The sequence below is a fragment of the Mesorhizobium loti R88b genome (assembly GCF_013170845.1).
Classification (GTDB): Bacteria; Pseudomonadota; Alphaproteobacteria; order Rhizobiales; family Rhizobiaceae; genus Mesorhizobium; species Mesorhizobium loti_B.
Genome location: NZ_CP033367.1, coordinates 4,279,376 through 4,294,693, shown reverse-complemented (window position 1 = coordinate 4,294,693; position 15,318 = coordinate 4,279,376). Strand labels below are relative to the sequence as shown.

13 protein-coding genes and 1 pseudogene are annotated in these 15,318 nt (G+C 62.2%); 7 read left to right on the top strand and 7 right to left on the bottom strand.

Annotation, left to right across the window (positions count from 1 at the left end):
* The first annotated feature begins 137 nt into the window (after positions 1-137).
* Entirely contained in the window at positions 138-509 is a 372-nt protein-coding gene (locus tag EB235_RS34825; RefSeq protein WP_027029145.1) for an Imm1 family immunity protein, read from the top strand.
* Positions 510-550: 41 nt separating this feature from the next.
* Positions 551-1,164: pseudogene (locus EB235_RS20880) on the top strand (3'-5' exonuclease).
* A 34-nt stretch (positions 1,165-1,198) separates the two neighbouring features.
* Here EB235_RS20880 and EB235_RS20875 read toward each other — a convergent pair.
* Genes EB235_RS20875 through EB235_RS20860 form a run of 4 tightly spaced genes read right to left on the bottom strand, consistent with a single transcriptional unit; the run spans position 1,199 to position 5,285 of the window.
* Positions 1,199-1,849, bottom strand: a complete 651-nt coding sequence (locus EB235_RS20875) for an ABC-type transport auxiliary lipoprotein family protein (protein WP_171878149.1) — start codon at positions 1,847-1,849, stop codon at positions 1,199-1,201.
* A 37-nt stretch (positions 1,850-1,886) separates the two neighbouring features.
* On the bottom strand, positions 1,887-3,260 hold the full coding sequence (locus EB235_RS20870; protein WP_027029147.1) for an MCE family protein: 1,374 nt from the start codon (positions 3,258-3,260) through the stop codon (positions 1,887-1,889).
* A 14-nt stretch (positions 3,261-3,274) separates the two neighbouring features.
* Positions 3,275-4,096, bottom strand: coding sequence for an ABC transporter ATP-binding protein (locus tag EB235_RS20865; protein WP_027029148.1), 822 nt, complete (start codon positions 4,094-4,096; stop codon positions 3,275-3,277).
* 1 nt (position 4,097) lies between these two features.
* Positions 4,098-5,285 (bottom strand): MlaE family ABC transporter permease, encoded by a 1,188-nt coding sequence (locus EB235_RS20860; protein ID WP_027029149.1) that lies wholly within the window; start codon positions 5,283-5,285, stop codon positions 4,098-4,100.
* A 76-nt stretch (positions 5,286-5,361) separates the two neighbouring features.
* Between EB235_RS20860 and dgcA the strand changes: the two genes are divergently transcribed.
* Positions 5,362-6,345, top strand: a complete 984-nt coding sequence (dgcA, locus tag EB235_RS20855) for an N-acetyl-D-Glu racemase DgcA (protein ID WP_027029150.1) — start codon at positions 5,362-5,364, stop codon at positions 6,343-6,345.
* Here the strand turns inward: dgcA and EB235_RS20850 are convergent.
* Together EB235_RS20850 and EB235_RS20845 are read right to left on the bottom strand one after the other, a co-directional pair.
* The gene (locus tag EB235_RS20850) at positions 6,316-7,530 is read right to left on the bottom strand and encodes an MFS transporter (protein WP_027029151.1); all 1,215 of its coding nucleotides are present in this window, start codon (positions 7,528-7,530) and stop codon (positions 6,316-6,318) included. The two genes, dgcA and EB235_RS20850, sit on opposite strands and share 30 nt — an antisense overlap.
* Before the next feature lie 125 nt (positions 7,531-7,655).
* On the bottom strand, positions 7,656-8,471 hold the full coding sequence (locus EB235_RS20845) for a UDP-2,3-diacylglucosamine diphosphatase (RefSeq protein WP_027029152.1): 816 nt from the start codon (positions 8,469-8,471) through the stop codon (positions 7,656-7,658).
* 119 nt (positions 8,472-8,590) lie between these two features.
* On the opposite strand from EB235_RS20845, the gene EB235_RS20840 reads away from it, so the two are divergent.
* The 4 genes from EB235_RS20840 (at position 8,591) to EB235_RS20825 (ending at position 14,000) form a co-directional block, all read left to right on the top strand.
* On the top strand, positions 8,591-9,370 hold the full coding sequence (locus EB235_RS20840; protein WP_027029153.1) for an SDR family oxidoreductase: 780 nt from the start codon (positions 8,591-8,593) through the stop codon (positions 9,368-9,370).
* 175 nt (positions 9,371-9,545) lie between these two features.
* Positions 9,546-11,870, top strand: coding sequence for an NADP-dependent malic enzyme (locus tag EB235_RS20835; RefSeq protein WP_027029154.1), 2,325 nt, complete (start codon positions 9,546-9,548; stop codon positions 11,868-11,870).
* Positions 11,871-12,029: 159 nt separating this feature from the next.
* On the top strand, positions 12,030-12,710 hold the full coding sequence (locus EB235_RS20830; protein ID WP_027029155.1) for an outer membrane protein: 681 nt from the start codon (positions 12,030-12,032) through the stop codon (positions 12,708-12,710).
* An 84-nt stretch (positions 12,711-12,794) separates the two neighbouring features.
* Positions 12,795-14,000: a DUF2865 domain-containing protein gene (locus tag EB235_RS20825; protein ID WP_027029156.1), complete on the top strand. Its 1,206-nt coding sequence runs from the start codon at positions 12,795-12,797 to the stop codon at positions 13,998-14,000.
* On the opposite strand, the gene EB235_RS20820 is transcribed toward EB235_RS20825, so the two are convergent.
* Positions 13,918-15,291 carry a glutamate--tRNA ligase gene (locus tag EB235_RS20820; RefSeq protein WP_027029157.1) on the bottom strand — a complete coding sequence of 458 codons (1,374 nt, stop codon included), beginning with the start codon at positions 15,289-15,291 and terminating at the stop codon, positions 13,918-13,920. The two genes, EB235_RS20825 and EB235_RS20820, sit on opposite strands and share 83 nt — an antisense overlap.
* Positions 15,292-15,318: the final 27 nt, after the last annotated feature.

Sequence of the window (15,318 nt, the reverse complement as noted above, 5' to 3'; positions counted from 1 at the left end):
CGGCGGCCAGGCGACCACCGAGGTTCGCTTGCGGAGACCTCTGCGTTTCCGCAAGCTGGGCGCCGAAACGCCGAGTTCCCTGTCGGCTTTGACCACATCTAGAGAGTGCCATCACCTTCTCCAAGCGAGCCTACGCGGTGAAAGTCACATTCAAGGGAGTCACTCAGCCATACGAGACCTTCGAAGAGTTCGCCCCAGTCCTTGGTCATTTCGACCTGGAGCTACAGTTTGAACTATGGATCTCGGCCCCGGGTGGCCAGTCCCTCTCTATGCTGAGGAATGGCGACAACGCCTGGCTGATGTATTTGCGCTTCGATGGAGACAGCGGTTCGGTGACACAAGGCACCCAACGCAAGGATGGGACGAGCGTTTACACGCTCGCGAACGGTCAGGTTGACGAATATCCGCTGTCGTGGTGCATCCCGATCGAGCAATGCTACGAGGCGATAGCATACTTCTTCCTCAAAAACGGTGGCCAATACCAGTCAGTGGCATGGCAGGACATGTGACCAACGCGGCCAGCGAACGCTGGATGAAAAGGGCGCTCACCGTGAAGACGGCGATCATATTCGACTGCGAATTTCTCTGCCTTGAGGGCTCGCAACGCAGGTTCTGGTGCGCGGCCCACGATCCCGACCCCGTCATCGCTCAGATTGGCGCGGTCAGGCTTGGGCTCGAAGACGACTTTCCGCTGCTCGGTACACACAAGGCCTATATCAGGCCGATCGACCGGTTTGGTGAGAGATACGCGCTCGACCCGTTCTTCACCAAACTGACCGGCATCACCGAGGAAAACATCGAGACCGAGGGGGTCGCGCTGGGAGAAGCCCTTGCCGAGGTCGATCGGTTTTCCGGTGGCGCGCGGTTCTGGTCCTGGGGCAAGGACGAGCTGAACATGATCGCCATCAGCTGCTATATCGCAGGCATTCAGCCTTCCATCCCGGCCACCCGGTTTGACAACGCGGTAAAACTGCTGATCGCTGCCGGGATGCCGATCGAGGATTTGGCGAGAACGCCAAGCAACAAGCTTGCGGACTATTATGGCGTCGAACACCCGCCCTTGCAGGGACACGACGCGCTCGACGATGCGCTGTCCGTAACCTACACCCTGCACACCTGATGAAGACTGGAAAGCTGCGGCCGGACGTCTTCGACCGCTTGTAGCTTGAAAGAGTTTGGCGGGGCTCCGGCGCGTAGCTCAGATCACCGAATCGGTCCAGCGAACGATCTGCTTGGCGGCATCCCCAAACGCGCTGTCGAGCGCGCGGACATAGGCAGGGTTGCCACTACCCGAAACGGGCGCGGATGCCGTAAAGCTCTTCGACGCGCGCACCTCGCCGTTGCGGTCGTTGAGGATGCGCACGAACAGGTCGACCTCGGCGTGTTCGCCGCCATCGACGCGCACTTCGAAGGACCGGACCTCGACGATCACCTGGTAATCGATTGCCAGGCCCTCGCCCGGCTTGCCGACGCCGGCAAAGCTGCCCGAGCGCTGGAAGGTCTCGGCCAGCCGCGCCTGCACGATCAGCGGCAGACGGTCGGCCCATTGTGCGCCCTTGAGATACTGGATCGAGCGGTCGGAGGGCTTAATGACGATATTCTGGCTGTCCAGCGCCTTGAGCGCCGAAGGCTGGGCGATCAGGATTTGCTTGCGGCTGTGGCCATGGGCGTCGACCGCCGGCGCCGAAAGCTCGAATGTGTCAAGCGGCGCAGGCTTGCCGCCCAGTACCGCACAGCCGGCAAGCGATAACGCAAGCAGCGCCGCAGCCGGTGTCCATCCAACAGTTCTCACCCACACCGACTTCACGCGCGATCCCCGTTGTCCCCGGATCGTAAGATCAACCCGCATCCGCAGCTCATGTTCTTGGAGCTCGCCGACGCCGAAGTCAACGCCGGGCCCTGCCATCGAATTGCCGAACCTCACCGTCGCCACCCGAAAGAATGCGTTGCGGATTGCGGCTGAGATCCGTGACCGCCTCCTCGATGCGGCCGATCGAGCGGCGGCTGTCCTGCACCAGCGCCTCGACATTCGACAGGCCCTGGCCCGAGAAGCGCGCCAGATTGTCGGTGATGACGCCAAGCCTTGCATTCAGCGTATCCGCAACCTGCTTGAACGATTTCAGCGTATCCCTGGCGTCCGCCATCACGCCATCGGCCTGCCCCGATCCAAGCAAAGTATCGACCTTGGCGAGGATGCCGTCGACACGCACCGAAGCATCGTTGAGCCGCTGTGTCAGTTGCCTGGCATCCTTGATCGTCTGGTCGATATCATCGGCGCGGCTGGCGAACTTGTCGGTCACGACAGCGATGTCGGCAGCGGCCTTGTTGGCGTTTTCGCTGGCCTTCTGGATATTGGCCAGAGCGACACGCACTTGCGCCGGGTCGATGCCGTCGAGCACACCGTCGACCTTGGCCAGCGTGCCTTGCGTCTGCTTGGCGAAATCATTGACGGATCCGACCGCCGTATCGACGTTCTTGATCACGCCGTCGAGCTGCTGCGATGTCTCCTTGAGATTCGCGGTCACCGTGTCGACATTGGCAACAATGCTCTTGATCTTGTCCTTGTCGACAGCATTGAGAATCCCTTCGGCGGCCTTCAGCGTGCCGTCCAGCTTGCCGGAAACGCCTTTCAGCTCATCGGACAGCGCACTGACGGCGGACAGGAATTTGTCGATGCCGTCGGCATTCTTGGCCAGCGCATCGGAGAATGTCTGCGCGTTCTGAACGGTCTGCGTCAGCGGCCCGCGAACATCCTTGGTGAAGCCTTCGAGCTCCGAAAGCACCTTGTCGGCACGGGTGAAGATGTTCTGCGCCGTCTGCAGCAGGTTGGTCACTGCGGATGGGTTGGCTATGATCTCCGCGACCTTGCCTTCCTTCTCGGCCTGGTCAAGCAGCTTGACCTCCTTGGGGTCGGCGCCCTTGAGTTCGATATTCGCCTGGCCGGTGAGGTTGGCAAGGCCGAGATCGGCCTGCGTCGACTTGGTGATCGGTGTCAGCCGATCGACTTGAGCGTCGGCGATGGCGACCGTCGGATTGTCGAGATCGAGATAGACGCGCTTGACCACACCGACCTTGACGCCGTTGAACAGCACCAGACTGCCGGGGCCGAGGCCGGAAGCCGAACCCGGAATGCGCACGCGCAGCACCGCGGTCTCGCCCCTGTCACCGATCGCGGCCGTCCAGTAGACGAAGGCGAACGCCGCCAGGATCGCAACCAGCGTGAAAATGCCGACAATGACGTAGTTGGCTCTGGTTTCCATTACTTCACTTATGGCTATGCACGTGCGGCAAGATCAAGTTGCCGGGCGCGTTTTCCGCGGAAATAGGATTTTACCCACGGTTCTTCGCTCTTCATCATGTCGTCGATGGTGCCTTCGACCAGCACTTTCTTGTTGCCTAGCACGGCCACCCTGTCGCACGCGGTAAAAAGCGTGTCGAGATCGTGCGTCACCATATAGACGGTCAGGTCCATCGTATCGCGCAGCTTGACCACCAGCTCGTCGAACTCCGCCGCGCTGATCGGATCGAGGCCGGAAGTCGGCTCATCCAGGAAGACGATGTCCGGGTCGAGCGCGAGCGCGCGGGCCAGGGCCGCGCGTTTGATCATGCCGCCCGACAGCTCTGAGGGAAACTTCTGCGCCGCATCAGGCGGCAGGCCGACCAGTTCGATCTTGAGCAGCGCAAGCTCGTCCATCAGCTTCTTTGGCAGGTCGAGGTATTCACGCATCGGCACCTGAACGTTCTCCTGCACGGTCAGGGCCGAAAACAGCGCCCCATGCTGGAACAGCACGCCAAGCCGCATGTCGACGCGAACGCGTTCCATGTCGCTCGCTTTATCGACATCGACGCCGAACAATTTGATCGTGCCGGATTGCTTGCGCAGCAGGCCAAGAATGGTGCGCAAGAGCACCGATTTGCCGGCGCCCGAAGCGCCGACAAAGCCCAGGATCTCGCCGCGCCTGATGTCGAGCGACAGCTTGTCGAGGATCAGCTTGTCGTCCAGGGATACCGTGATGTCGTGCGCGGAAAGCACGATGTCGCCCTCGTCCGCATTGCTGACCGGTGTGCTCGCCCGCTTCCTGTCCCGCAACTTCATCTCAGAACTCGATCGCTGCGTAGAAGATGGCGAAAAGCCCATCCAGGATGATGACGATGAAGATCGACTTCACCACCGAGGCTGTCACGTGCTGGCCGAGCGATTCGGCACTCCCGCCGACCTTCATACCTTCGACCGAGGCGATCGTGCCGATGATCATGGCCATGAAAGGCGCCTTGATCAGCCCGGCAAAAATGGTGCTGAGGTCGATTGCCACGCGCAACCGGTCCAGAAACGCCGTTGGTGTGATGCCGGAATAAAGCCAGGCAGCGGCCATGCCGCCGCCAAGTGCGGCGAAATTGGCGATGATGGTCAGGCAAGGCAAGGCGATGACAAGCGCGACCAGCCGCGGAAACACCAGAACGCCGATAGGGTTGAGGCCGATAACCTTCAGTGCGTCGACCTCCTCGCGCATCTTCATCGAGCCGATCTCGGCGGTGATCGCGCTACCAGAGCGGCCGGCGATCATGATCGCGGTCATCAGCACGCCAAGCTCGCGCAGGATCAGCACGCCGACGAGGTCGACGACAAGGAGGTCGGCGCCGAAATAGCTGAGCTGATAGGCGCCTTGTTGGGCAACGATGGCGCCGACGATCGCCGACATCAGCACCACCACCGGTATGGCGCCGACTCCCATGCGATCGATCTGGTTGAAGATTGCCGCCGGGTTGACGCCGTGGCCGCGCCCGAGCTTCATCTGCGCGCCGCGGATGGTTGCGCCCAGAATATTCATCGAGGCGAGGAAATCGTCGCGCATTTCGTAGACGCGCCGGCCAATCGCTTCCAGCGCCCGAATGACGATGTTGGGCGGCCGCGCCGGTGCGGATTCGGGTTCGCGCCGGACAGCCTCGGCGACCGCGTCGAGCAGGATGGAAGCGATCTCGCTTTGGCCTTGCATCCGGACCTCGACGTTCTTCTTCTCGAAGACGCTGACCAGCCGGTCGATCAGCCATGCGCCGGCCGTGTCGATCTTCTCGATATGGGAGAGATTGAGGGCCAAGGTTTTGAAACCGCTTCGTTTCTCGATCTTGCGCATTTCGGCGTCGATCAGCGCCACGGTCCGTGTCGTCCAGACTCCGGAGAAAGCGCAGCCGAGAACGCCACCCTCCTCGCCGACCGCCACGCGCGGTTGGTGGTCAGCCTCCGAGGCGGTCGTGCCGCTTGCGTCGCGCTTGTCGATGGTCAACATGGCGTCCTGTTTAGCCTGACGGGTCTGACCTGTCGATTTGCCGACCACGCTTGTCGCATAGCCGGAGCAGAAAAATATGGCGCGTGTCATTTCGGTTGAGGCCGAGCGTTTTCCGATCGCCGGCACCTTCACCATTTCGCGCGGTTCCAAGACCGAGGCCGAAATCATCACCTGTACGATCAGCCAGGATGGTCATAGCGGGCGCGGCGAATGCGTTCCCTATAAACGCTACGGCGAGACCATGGACGGCGTGCGTGCCGCGATAGAGGCCATGCGCGAGCGGATCGGCGGTGGCATCGACCGGACAGCCCTGCTCGACGCCATGCCGGCGGGAGCTGCCCGGAACGCCGTTGACTGTGCGCTGTGGGACCTTGAAGCCAAGATCAGTGGCACCCCGGTGGCGAACGCAATCTGGCCGGCTTCTCTTCAACAACTCGAAACCGCCTACACATTGTCGCTGGGCGAACCCGAAGCGATGGCGGCACAGGCCCGCGCCAACGCCAGCCGGCCGTTGCTGAAGGTCAAGATCGGCGGCGACAACGACGTCGCCCGCATCCAGGCTGTCAGACAGGCGGCACCCCGGAGCCGAATCATCCTTGATGCCAATGAGGGCTGGACAGACGACAACATCGTCGCAAACCTCGCTTTTGCCGCGCAGCAAGGCATTGCGCTCGTCGAACAGCCCCTGCCCGCGGGCCAAGACGAAATCCTGCGCCACATCGGGCATCCGGTGCCGATCTGTGCCGACGAAAGCGTTCATGAGGCGAAGAACCTGGAAACGCTGGTTGGTCTCTATGACGCCGTCAACATCAAGCTCGACAAGTCGGGCGGACTGACGGCGGCGCTCGTGCTGCGCGACCGCGCCCGCGAACTGGGTTTTGGAATCATGGTCGGCTGCATGGTCGGCACGTCGCTGGCGATGGCGCCGGCGGTCCTGCTCGCCCAGGACGCCGATTTCGTCGACCTTGACGGCCCGCTGCTGCTTGCCCGCGACCGTGTGCCGGGTCTCGTCTACCAGGGTTCGCTCGTCTCACCCCCGGACCGGGCGCTTTGGGGCTGAGCGCGCCGCAAGCCCGATCAGCACCAGTCCAACGATCGCAATCGGGATCATCACCAGGAACCCGTCGACGCCGAGACGATCATAAAGCGGGCCGGAAGCAAGCGTGACGGCGGCCATGAAGAAGCCGTTGAAGAAATAGGCGATGCCTTGCGCGGCACCGGTACGCTCTTCGGAGACGGTTTCAGCGATCATTCTTTGCAGGCCGATCAGCACCATGGCGACAGACACCGAATGCAGCGATTGCACGGCGAAGAAGCCGGCGATGCCAAGGCCGAGCGGCCATATCAGGGGGAAGATGATCCAGCGCACGATCGACCCGATGCCGGCGATCACCATCACCTTGACGACCGACACCGAGGCGAAAATGCGATTGAAAAACAAAAACATGCAGACTTCGGACACGACGCCCCAAGCCCACAACAGGCCGACGACGGAATCGCTGATGCCGATCGATTTCCAATAGATGGAAACAAAGCCGTAGAGGAAGGCGTGGCTGGCGGTAATGGTGCCGACGCCAAAGGTGAAATAGAGGAAATAGGCATTGAACAGGCTGGGCGCCGCGTGCTGGATTTCCGTGGCCGACAGCGGCGAAGCCTTGCGCGGCCGCCCCATGCGCGGCGCCAGCAGCCCGGCGATGAGTGCCGCGCCAAGGGCGAGGAATATGATCACCGGAACGGCTTGAGGGCCGGTGGCCGCCAGGATGAAGCCGCCCGCGACATTGGCGCAGAGATAGCAGATCGAACCCCATTTGCGCATGCTGGCGTAATTCGAGCCGAAGCGGCGCACGCCCGAAAGCGCCAGCGAATCGGCAATCGGCGATTGTGGCGTCCAGACAATGGTCAGCGCCAGCGAGACCGCCAGCACCATCGCGTAGGTCGGTGTGAGGAAATAACCCGCCGAGAGCAACAGTGAGGCTGCCACCAGCGCGACATAGACATTGGCGCGGTCACTCGCCCGATCGGCGAGCGTCGTCAGCAGCGGCGTCGCCACGACGCGCAGGAACATCGGCGCCGCCAGGATGACCGCGATCTGCTCGGCGTGAAACCCCTTGGCCTGCAGCCAGAGCGGGAAATAGGGCAGATGCGTGCCGAGCGATATGAACAGCGTGCCGAAAATCAGACTCATGCGCAGTTCGAAATGGCGCGGCTTGACGAGCTGTTCTGGCGAAAGCGGCGGCAGGGACATGAATCGATCCAATTACGCCGCGCATGACTGGCCGGCGACGGTGATCGATCCCTTAACATGGCGGAAAACCGGGCGAAACCGGCTGGACCAATCGATCAACGCTTAAAGTCGTCGCGACGTTCGCGTCAGGCCGCCTGCCCCACGCGATCTTCGATGAGCATCGGGATGAAAGGCTCGTCCAGCGACTCAGGCAGCACCTGCGCCCAGGTCAGGATTTCCATCCGGCCATCAAAGTGCTCGACCACGGCGGTGCAGCTTTCCACCCAGTCGCCGGTGTTGATGTAGCGCACGTCATCGAAATTCTCGATCGCGGCATGGTGGATATGGCCGCAGATCACGCCGTCGACATGCGAGCGACGGGCCTCCTCGGTCAACACGGTCTGGAACGAGCCAATGAAGTTGACCGCCTTCTTGACCTTGACCTTGGCCCAGGATGAGAACGACCAGTAAGGCAGGCCGAGCAATTGGCGCAGCCGCGTCACCACGCGGTTGACGATCATCGCCGCGTCATAGGCATGATCACCGAGATAAGCGAGCCAGCGCTGATTGTGGACGACAGTGTCGAACTGGTCGCCATGGATGACGAGCATGCGCTTACCGTCGGCTGTTTCATGGATGGCGCGGTCGGCAACGACGATGCCGCCGAAATGCACGCCCTGGAATTGGCGCGCGAACTCGTCATGGTTGCCGGCGATATAGGTGATGTTGGCGCCCTTGCGTGCCTTGCGCAGCAATTTCTGCACCACGTCATTGTGGCTTTGCGGCCAGTGCCAGCTGCGCCGCAACCGCCAGCCATCGACGATGTCACCGACCAGATAGATGATGTCGGCGTCGTGGTACCGCAGGAAATCGATCAGGAACTCGGCCTTGGCCGCCTTCGAGCCGAGATGGACGTCGGAAATGAACATGCTGCGGAAAGTGCGGGGCTCTTGGCCTGACATCGCGATTTCACCCTTGCTTTCGAGCAGGCTATGCCCCGATTCATGCAACAACCGTATGACGGTTGCGATTGGTCCAGCCTAAGGACTAGCTTGCCGGCCAAATCACAGGAGAAATCGTCATGGATCTCGGTATCCGCGGAAAGAAAGCCATCGTCTGCGCTTCGAGCAAGGGGCTTGGAAAAGGCTGCGCCATCGCGCTGGCCGAGGCCGGTTGCGATGTCGTCGTCAACGGTCGCAATGCCGAACTGGTCGCCAAAACCGCGGCGGAGCTGCGCCAGCGCTACGGCGTGACGGTCACGGAAGTCGTCGGCGACGTTTCAAGGCCGGAAGTGCAGAAGGCGCTGCTCGCCGCCTGTCCTGAACCCGATATCCTGGTCAACAACAATGGCGGCCCGCCGCTGCGCGATTTCCGCGAACTGGATCGCACCAAGATCCTTGAAGGCGTCACCCAGAACATGGTGACGCCGATCGAGCTGGTGCAGGCCGTCCTCGACGGCATGGCCAAGCGCGGCTTCGGCCGCATCGTCAACATCACCTCGCTGTCGGTCTATGTTCCCATCCCTGGTCTCGACCTGTCGTCGGGTGCGCGCGCCGGACTGACCTCGTTCCTCGCCGGCGTGGCGCGAACGGTGATTGACCGCAACGTGACGATCAACAGCCTTCTGCCGGGCAAGCTCGACACCGACCGGCTGCGTGGCCCGCATGAGGCGGGCACGTCAGAAGATCCGGCTGCGGCCGCCGCGCGCAAGACCCGCATCAGTGCCGATGTGCCGGCCAAGCGGCTCGGTACGCCGGAGGAATTCGGCCAGATCTGCGCCTTCCTCTGTTCAGTCCATGCCGGCTATCTGACCGGGCAGAACATACCGGTCGACGGCGGTCTCTACGTCAGTGCTTTCTGATCAACTTGTCGGTAAAACAGCTGCATCAAACAGCCATCAAATCCTCTTAAGCATCTGATAAACTGTTATTTTATATGCGCCGGCAGGTAAAGCCGCCGGCGCGTCATTTAGCATCGTGAAAAAGCTGGGCTGCGTGCTAAAAGGAATCTTCGGGCAGATTTCGAGGAGGGGCCGCATGGAAGGCGAGAACAAGAAAACGGCACGTTCGGACCTCGACGAAGCCGCGCTCTACTTCCACAAGTATCCGAGGCCGGGAAAGCTCGAAATCCAGGCAACCAAGCCGCTTGGCAACCAGCGCGACCTGGCGCTTGCCTATTCGCCGGGCGTCGCCGCGCCTTGCCTGGAAATCCGCGACGATCCAGCAACCGCCGCCGACTACACGGCGCGCGCCAATCTGGTTGGTGTCGTCTCCAACGGATCGGCCGTGCTCGGCCTTGGCAATATCGGCCCGCTGGCCTCCAAGCCGGTGATGGAAGGCAAGGCCGTCCTGTTCAAGAAATTCGCCGGCATCGACGTCTTCGACATCGAGATCGACGCCCCTGGGATCGAGCGCATGGTCGAGACGATCTCGGCGCTGGAGCCGACCTTCGGCGGCATCAACCTCGAGGACATCAAGGCACCTGAATGCTTCGAGGTCGAGGAACAGCTCAAGGCGCGCATGAAGATACCGGTGTTCCACGACGACCAGCATGGCACCGCGATCATCGTCGCCGCCGCGGTGCTCAACGGTCTGGAATTCGCAGGCAAGACCATATCGGACATCAAGGTCGTCACATCAGGAGCGGGTGCGGCTGCCCTTGCCTGCCTCAATCTTTTGGTCTCGCTCGGCGTGCGGGTTGAAAACATCTGGGTCACCGACCGTTTCGGCGTCGCCTACGAAGGCCGCGTCGAAGAGATGGACCGCTGGAAAGATCCCTATGTGAAAGACACTGAGGCGCGCACGCTGGCCGATGTCATTCCGGGCGCCGACGTCTTCCTCGGCCTCTCGGCAGCCGGCGTGCTGAAGCCTGAACTGCTCCAGCACATGGCGCCAAAACCGTTGATCCTGGCGCTGGCCAACCCCAATCCGGAGATCATGCCGGAAGAGGCGCGCGCCGCCCGCCCCGATGCCATGATCTGCACTGGCCGCTCCGATTTTCCCAATCAGGTCAACAACGTCCTGTGCTTTCCCTACATCTTCCGCGGCGCGCTCGACTGCGGCGCCAGTGCCATCAACGAAGAGATGAAGATGGCGGCCGTGCGGGCCATCGCGGCCCTTGCCCGCGAAGAGCCTTCGGACGTCGCCGCACGTGCCTATTCGGGCGAGACGCCGATCTTCGGACCCGAATTCCTGATCCCCTCGCCCTTCGATCCCAGGCTCATCCTGCGCATCGCGCCGGCCGTCGCCAAGGCAGCCTGCGACACCGGTGTGGCGACACGGCCGATCACCGATTTCGCCGCCTATATCGACAAGCTCAACCGCTTCGTCTTCCGTTCCGGCCTGGTGATGAAGCCGGTGTTCTCATCCGCCAAGGCATCGAGCGCCAAGCGCGTTATCTATGCCGATGGCGAGGATGAGCGCGTGCTGCGCGCCGCCCAGGTTGTGCTCGAGGAAGGCATCGCCGAACCGATCCTGATCGGCCGTCCGCACGTCATCGAAGTCAGGCTGAAGCGCTACGGCCTGCGCATCAAGCCGGGGGTCGATTTCGGCCTGATCAACCCTGAGGACGATCCGCGCTACCGCCACTATGTCGATCTGCTGATCGAGCTCGCCGGCCGGCGCGGCGTGACGACTGAGGCGGCGCGCACCATGGTGCGCACCGACAACACGGTGATCGCCGCACTGGCACTGAAGCGCGGCGATGCCGACGCCATGATCTGCGGCCTCGAAGGACGCTTTGAGCGGCATCTGCGCAACGTGACGCTGATCATCGGCCCCCGCCCGGGCATCAAGGACCATGACCTGTCGACACTGTCGATGCTGATTTCGCAGCGAGGCATCATCTTCCTCACCGATACCCACGTCTCGGTCGACCCAACGGCTGAGGAGGTCGCCGAGATGACCGTGCTGGCGGCTGAAGAAATCCAGCGCTTCGGCATTGAACCGAAGGCGGCGCTTCTGTCGCATTCGGATTTCGGCTCGCGCGATTCGCCAAGCGCGCTGAAGATGCGGCAGGCGGCGGCGATCCTGGCGCGCATCGCTCCGGAGCTCGAATGCGATGGCGAAATGCATGCCGATACCGCTCTGTCCGAGCATCTGCGCCAGCGCGTCTATCCCCACTCCAGGCTGAAGGGCGAAGCCAATCTGCTGGTTTTCCCCAATCTGGACTCGGCCAACATTACCTTGACCGCGCTTAGAACCATGATGGACGCGCTGCATGTCGGGCCGATCCTGCTCGGCACGGATATGCCGGCGCACATATTGACGCCTTCGGTCACATCTCGCGGCGTGGTCAACATGACGGCGCTGGCGGTGGTCGAGGCCGCACACAAGGCGCAGGCAGTCGTCAATCTCAGCTGAAACGGCTCCGGCAGATTTGCCGGCAACCACTTCGTTTCAAAAATCGGGTGTTGCGGTCCGGCAACTTGCGATTGCGGAAATTCGGTGCTGGCGGAAGCGGATTTTACAGGCAAGCCCGATCTGATATGGTCACCCCTGTGATTTGACGGCGAGGACGTCATGAAGGGCCTGTTGCTAGCATCCGCATTGCTGTCCCTGATCAGCGGACAAGCTCTGGCTGCGGACGCCATCGGTGCCGAGCCCGCAACCGTCCATGACTGGTCCGGCGTCTATGTCGGCGGGCAAATCGGCTATGGTTTCGGAAAGACCGACGCGGCTTACAATTTGCCGAACACCCCAACAATCCGAGGCTCACAGGACTACGATACCGACGGTTTCCTGGGCGGCTTGCAGGTCGGCTACAACTACCAGATCAACGCCGCTGTTCTCGGCGTCGAAGCCGATTTTTCCGGAGCCGACATCAAGGGACACTCCGACGAGATACATGTCGGCGGAGGCGATACTTACGACACCAAGGTGGACTGGTATGGAACGCTTCGCGCCAGGGCAGGCTACGCGTTCGATCGTACCTTGATCTATGGCACCGGTGGCCTCGCTTACGGAAGCGTCGAAAACCAGTATCTCGACGGTCCCCTCAACAGCTTTTCCGAGAAGAACACCAAGGTCGGCTGGACCATTGGCGCGGGACTGGAGCAAGCGATCACGGACCAATGGTCGGCAAAGGTCGAATATCAATATGTCGACCTGCGCGACCAGACCATCGACTATGGCGCCAACTCCAGCACCACCTTCGACAACACGTTCAATACGGTCAAGATCGGCATGAACTACAAGTTCTGACAACCAACCGGACCGCATCCGAAATAGACGATTAACCGCGTACGGGGTAGCTTGGCGACCACAGGCAAGCGGGATTTGAGGCGGATGACAAGCGGAGGGTTGAAGCGGGCGCATGCTGCCATGCTGCTTGGCCTGCTGCTGTCCGGCGCCACCATCAGCGAACCACAGGCCGCCTCGCGAGCCTGCCGCCAGTTGGAGACCGATCTTGCCGCCGCCTCGCGCGGCGGTGGCGGTGGTCCGGCAATGATCCGGAAATACGATGCCGCGATCGACCGGCAGCGCGAACAGATCTCAAAGGCGCGCGGCCAGGCGAATAGCTCCGGTTGCGGGTTTTCGCTGTTTTCGCGCAACATCAATCAATGCGCCGGGCTCAACGCCACCCTGGACCGCATGAACGCCAATCTCGACAGTCTGCAGGCCAAGCGTGCCCAGATCGCCGGCGGCGGCTCACGCCGCGACCGTGGCCGCATCCTGGCTGCGCTCGACGCCAATGGCTGCCGTGACGACACAGCCGCGCCGCGCCGCGCACCGCTGGAGGAAGCGGACCGCGGAGACGACGGCAACGCAAACCTCTTCGACCAGCTTTTCGGTAATGGCAGCCAGCAAAGCGACACGCTTGACCAGCCAGATGACCCCGGCGAGGAACGCGACGTCCGCCGTGTCCTGAACCAGCCCGGCATTCCGGACTTTCCGAGCACTGGCGGCGAGTTCCACACCAGTTGCGTGCGCACCTGCGACGGCTATTTCTTCCCCATGTCGAACGCCGCCTCCGTCAGCGACTTCGAACGCGACCAGAAGAATTGCGAATCGAGCTGCCCCGGCACTGAGATGCAGGTCTTCTATTCGCGCGGGATGGACGACGATTCGGCATCGATGACGTCGTCCGTCACCGGCAGGCCCTACAGCGAATTGCCGACCGCCTATCTCTACAAGCAGTCCAACATGCCGCGACCGCCGGCCTGCGGCTGCAACGCCGCCACACAGAATTTCCAGATCATTGGCGGCAACCCGCCAAATCCGTCGCAATCGCAGCCCGAAACCGAGGCAGCGCCACTTATTCCCGTGCCGGCCTCGAAGCCCGATCCCGGCGCGGACCCGGAAACCCTGGCCAATATGGAAGGCCGGCTCGACCGCGAGGCCATCAAGCGGCTGTCCGCCAAGCCGGTCACGTCGCCCGTGTCCGCCTTGCCGCCGGAGCAGCGCAAGGTCAGGGTCGTCGGGCCAACGTTCCTTCCCGACCCATCAGCGGCAATAAATCTGCAAGCTCCGGCCCCGAAGGCAGTCCAGTAAGGGCAAGCCTCAGCGGCATGAACAGCCCCTTGCCCTTGCGGCCGGTCGCTTCCCTGATCTTGCCGGTCCAGTCCTTCCAGACCGTGCCATTCCAGGGCTCCTCCGGCAGCAGATCGAACGCCTGTCCGAGGAACTCACGATCATCGTCGGAGAACTCCGGCCTGTCCGGTGACCCCTCGCGCAGGATACGCCACCAGCCCACTGCATCGGCAAGTCGGTCGAGGTTGCCGCGCACCGCCAGCCAGAACGGCTCGGCTTGTTCGCCGGAGATGCCAAGCACCATCAGCCTGTCTCGCGCCTCGTCGAACGGCATATGGTGCAGCAGCACGCGGTTGAGCACGAAAAGCTCGTCCGGATCGAACTTGGCCGACGACTTCGAAGTTGCGGCCGGGTCGAAATGACCGGCGAGTTCGCCCAAATCATGCGCGGCCGCTACATTTTCCGAAGTGCCGACCAGCACTGCCAGGGAAGCGACGGCCATGGGCTCGATGCCGTCCTCGCGCAGGCTTTCAATCGAGAGCGCGCCTGTGCGCTTCGACAGCCCCTCGCCCGAGACGGTGGTCAAAAGGTTGTGGTGGCCGAGGACTGGCGGCTCGGCGCCCAGCGCCTTGAACAAGGCGATCTGCACGCCGGTGTTGGTGACATGGTCGTCGCCGCGAATGACATGGCTGACACCCATCTCGATGTCGTCGACGACGGAAGGCAGCGTGTAGAGATAGGTGCCGTCCTCGCGCACCAGGACCGGGTCGGAGAGCGAGGCCAGATCGACCGTTTCCTCGCCGCGCACCAGATCGTTCCAATGCACCTCGGTGCGCTCCGGCTGCTGCGGATCCCCAGTGAAATTGGGCAACAGGAAGCGCCAGTGCGGCCGACGGCCGTCGCTCTGATACTCGGCCACCTGCTCTCGCGTCAGCGCCAGCGCCTCGCGGCCATAGACGGGCGGCAGACCGCGCGTGCGGCGCACTTTTCGCCGGAGATCGAGTTCCTCCGGAGTTTCGTAGCAGGCGTAGAGAACACCCGCCGCCTTCAGCCGCTCGACTGCCGCGTCGTAGATTTCGAAGCGCCGTGACTGATATTCGGTCGCGTCTGGAAAAATGCCCAGCCAATGCAGGTCGTAGAGGATGGCGTCGGCGAATTCCTGCTTCGAGCGCGCGCTGTCGGTGTCGTCGAAGCGCTGGATGAAGCGGCCCTTGTTGTTGAGGGCAAACAGCCAGTTGAACAGAGCGGTGCGCGCATTGCCGATATGGATGCGGCCGGTCGGTGATGGGGCGAAACGAACGGTAACTGTCATGGGCGGGGCGTACCGGATGCTTTTGTG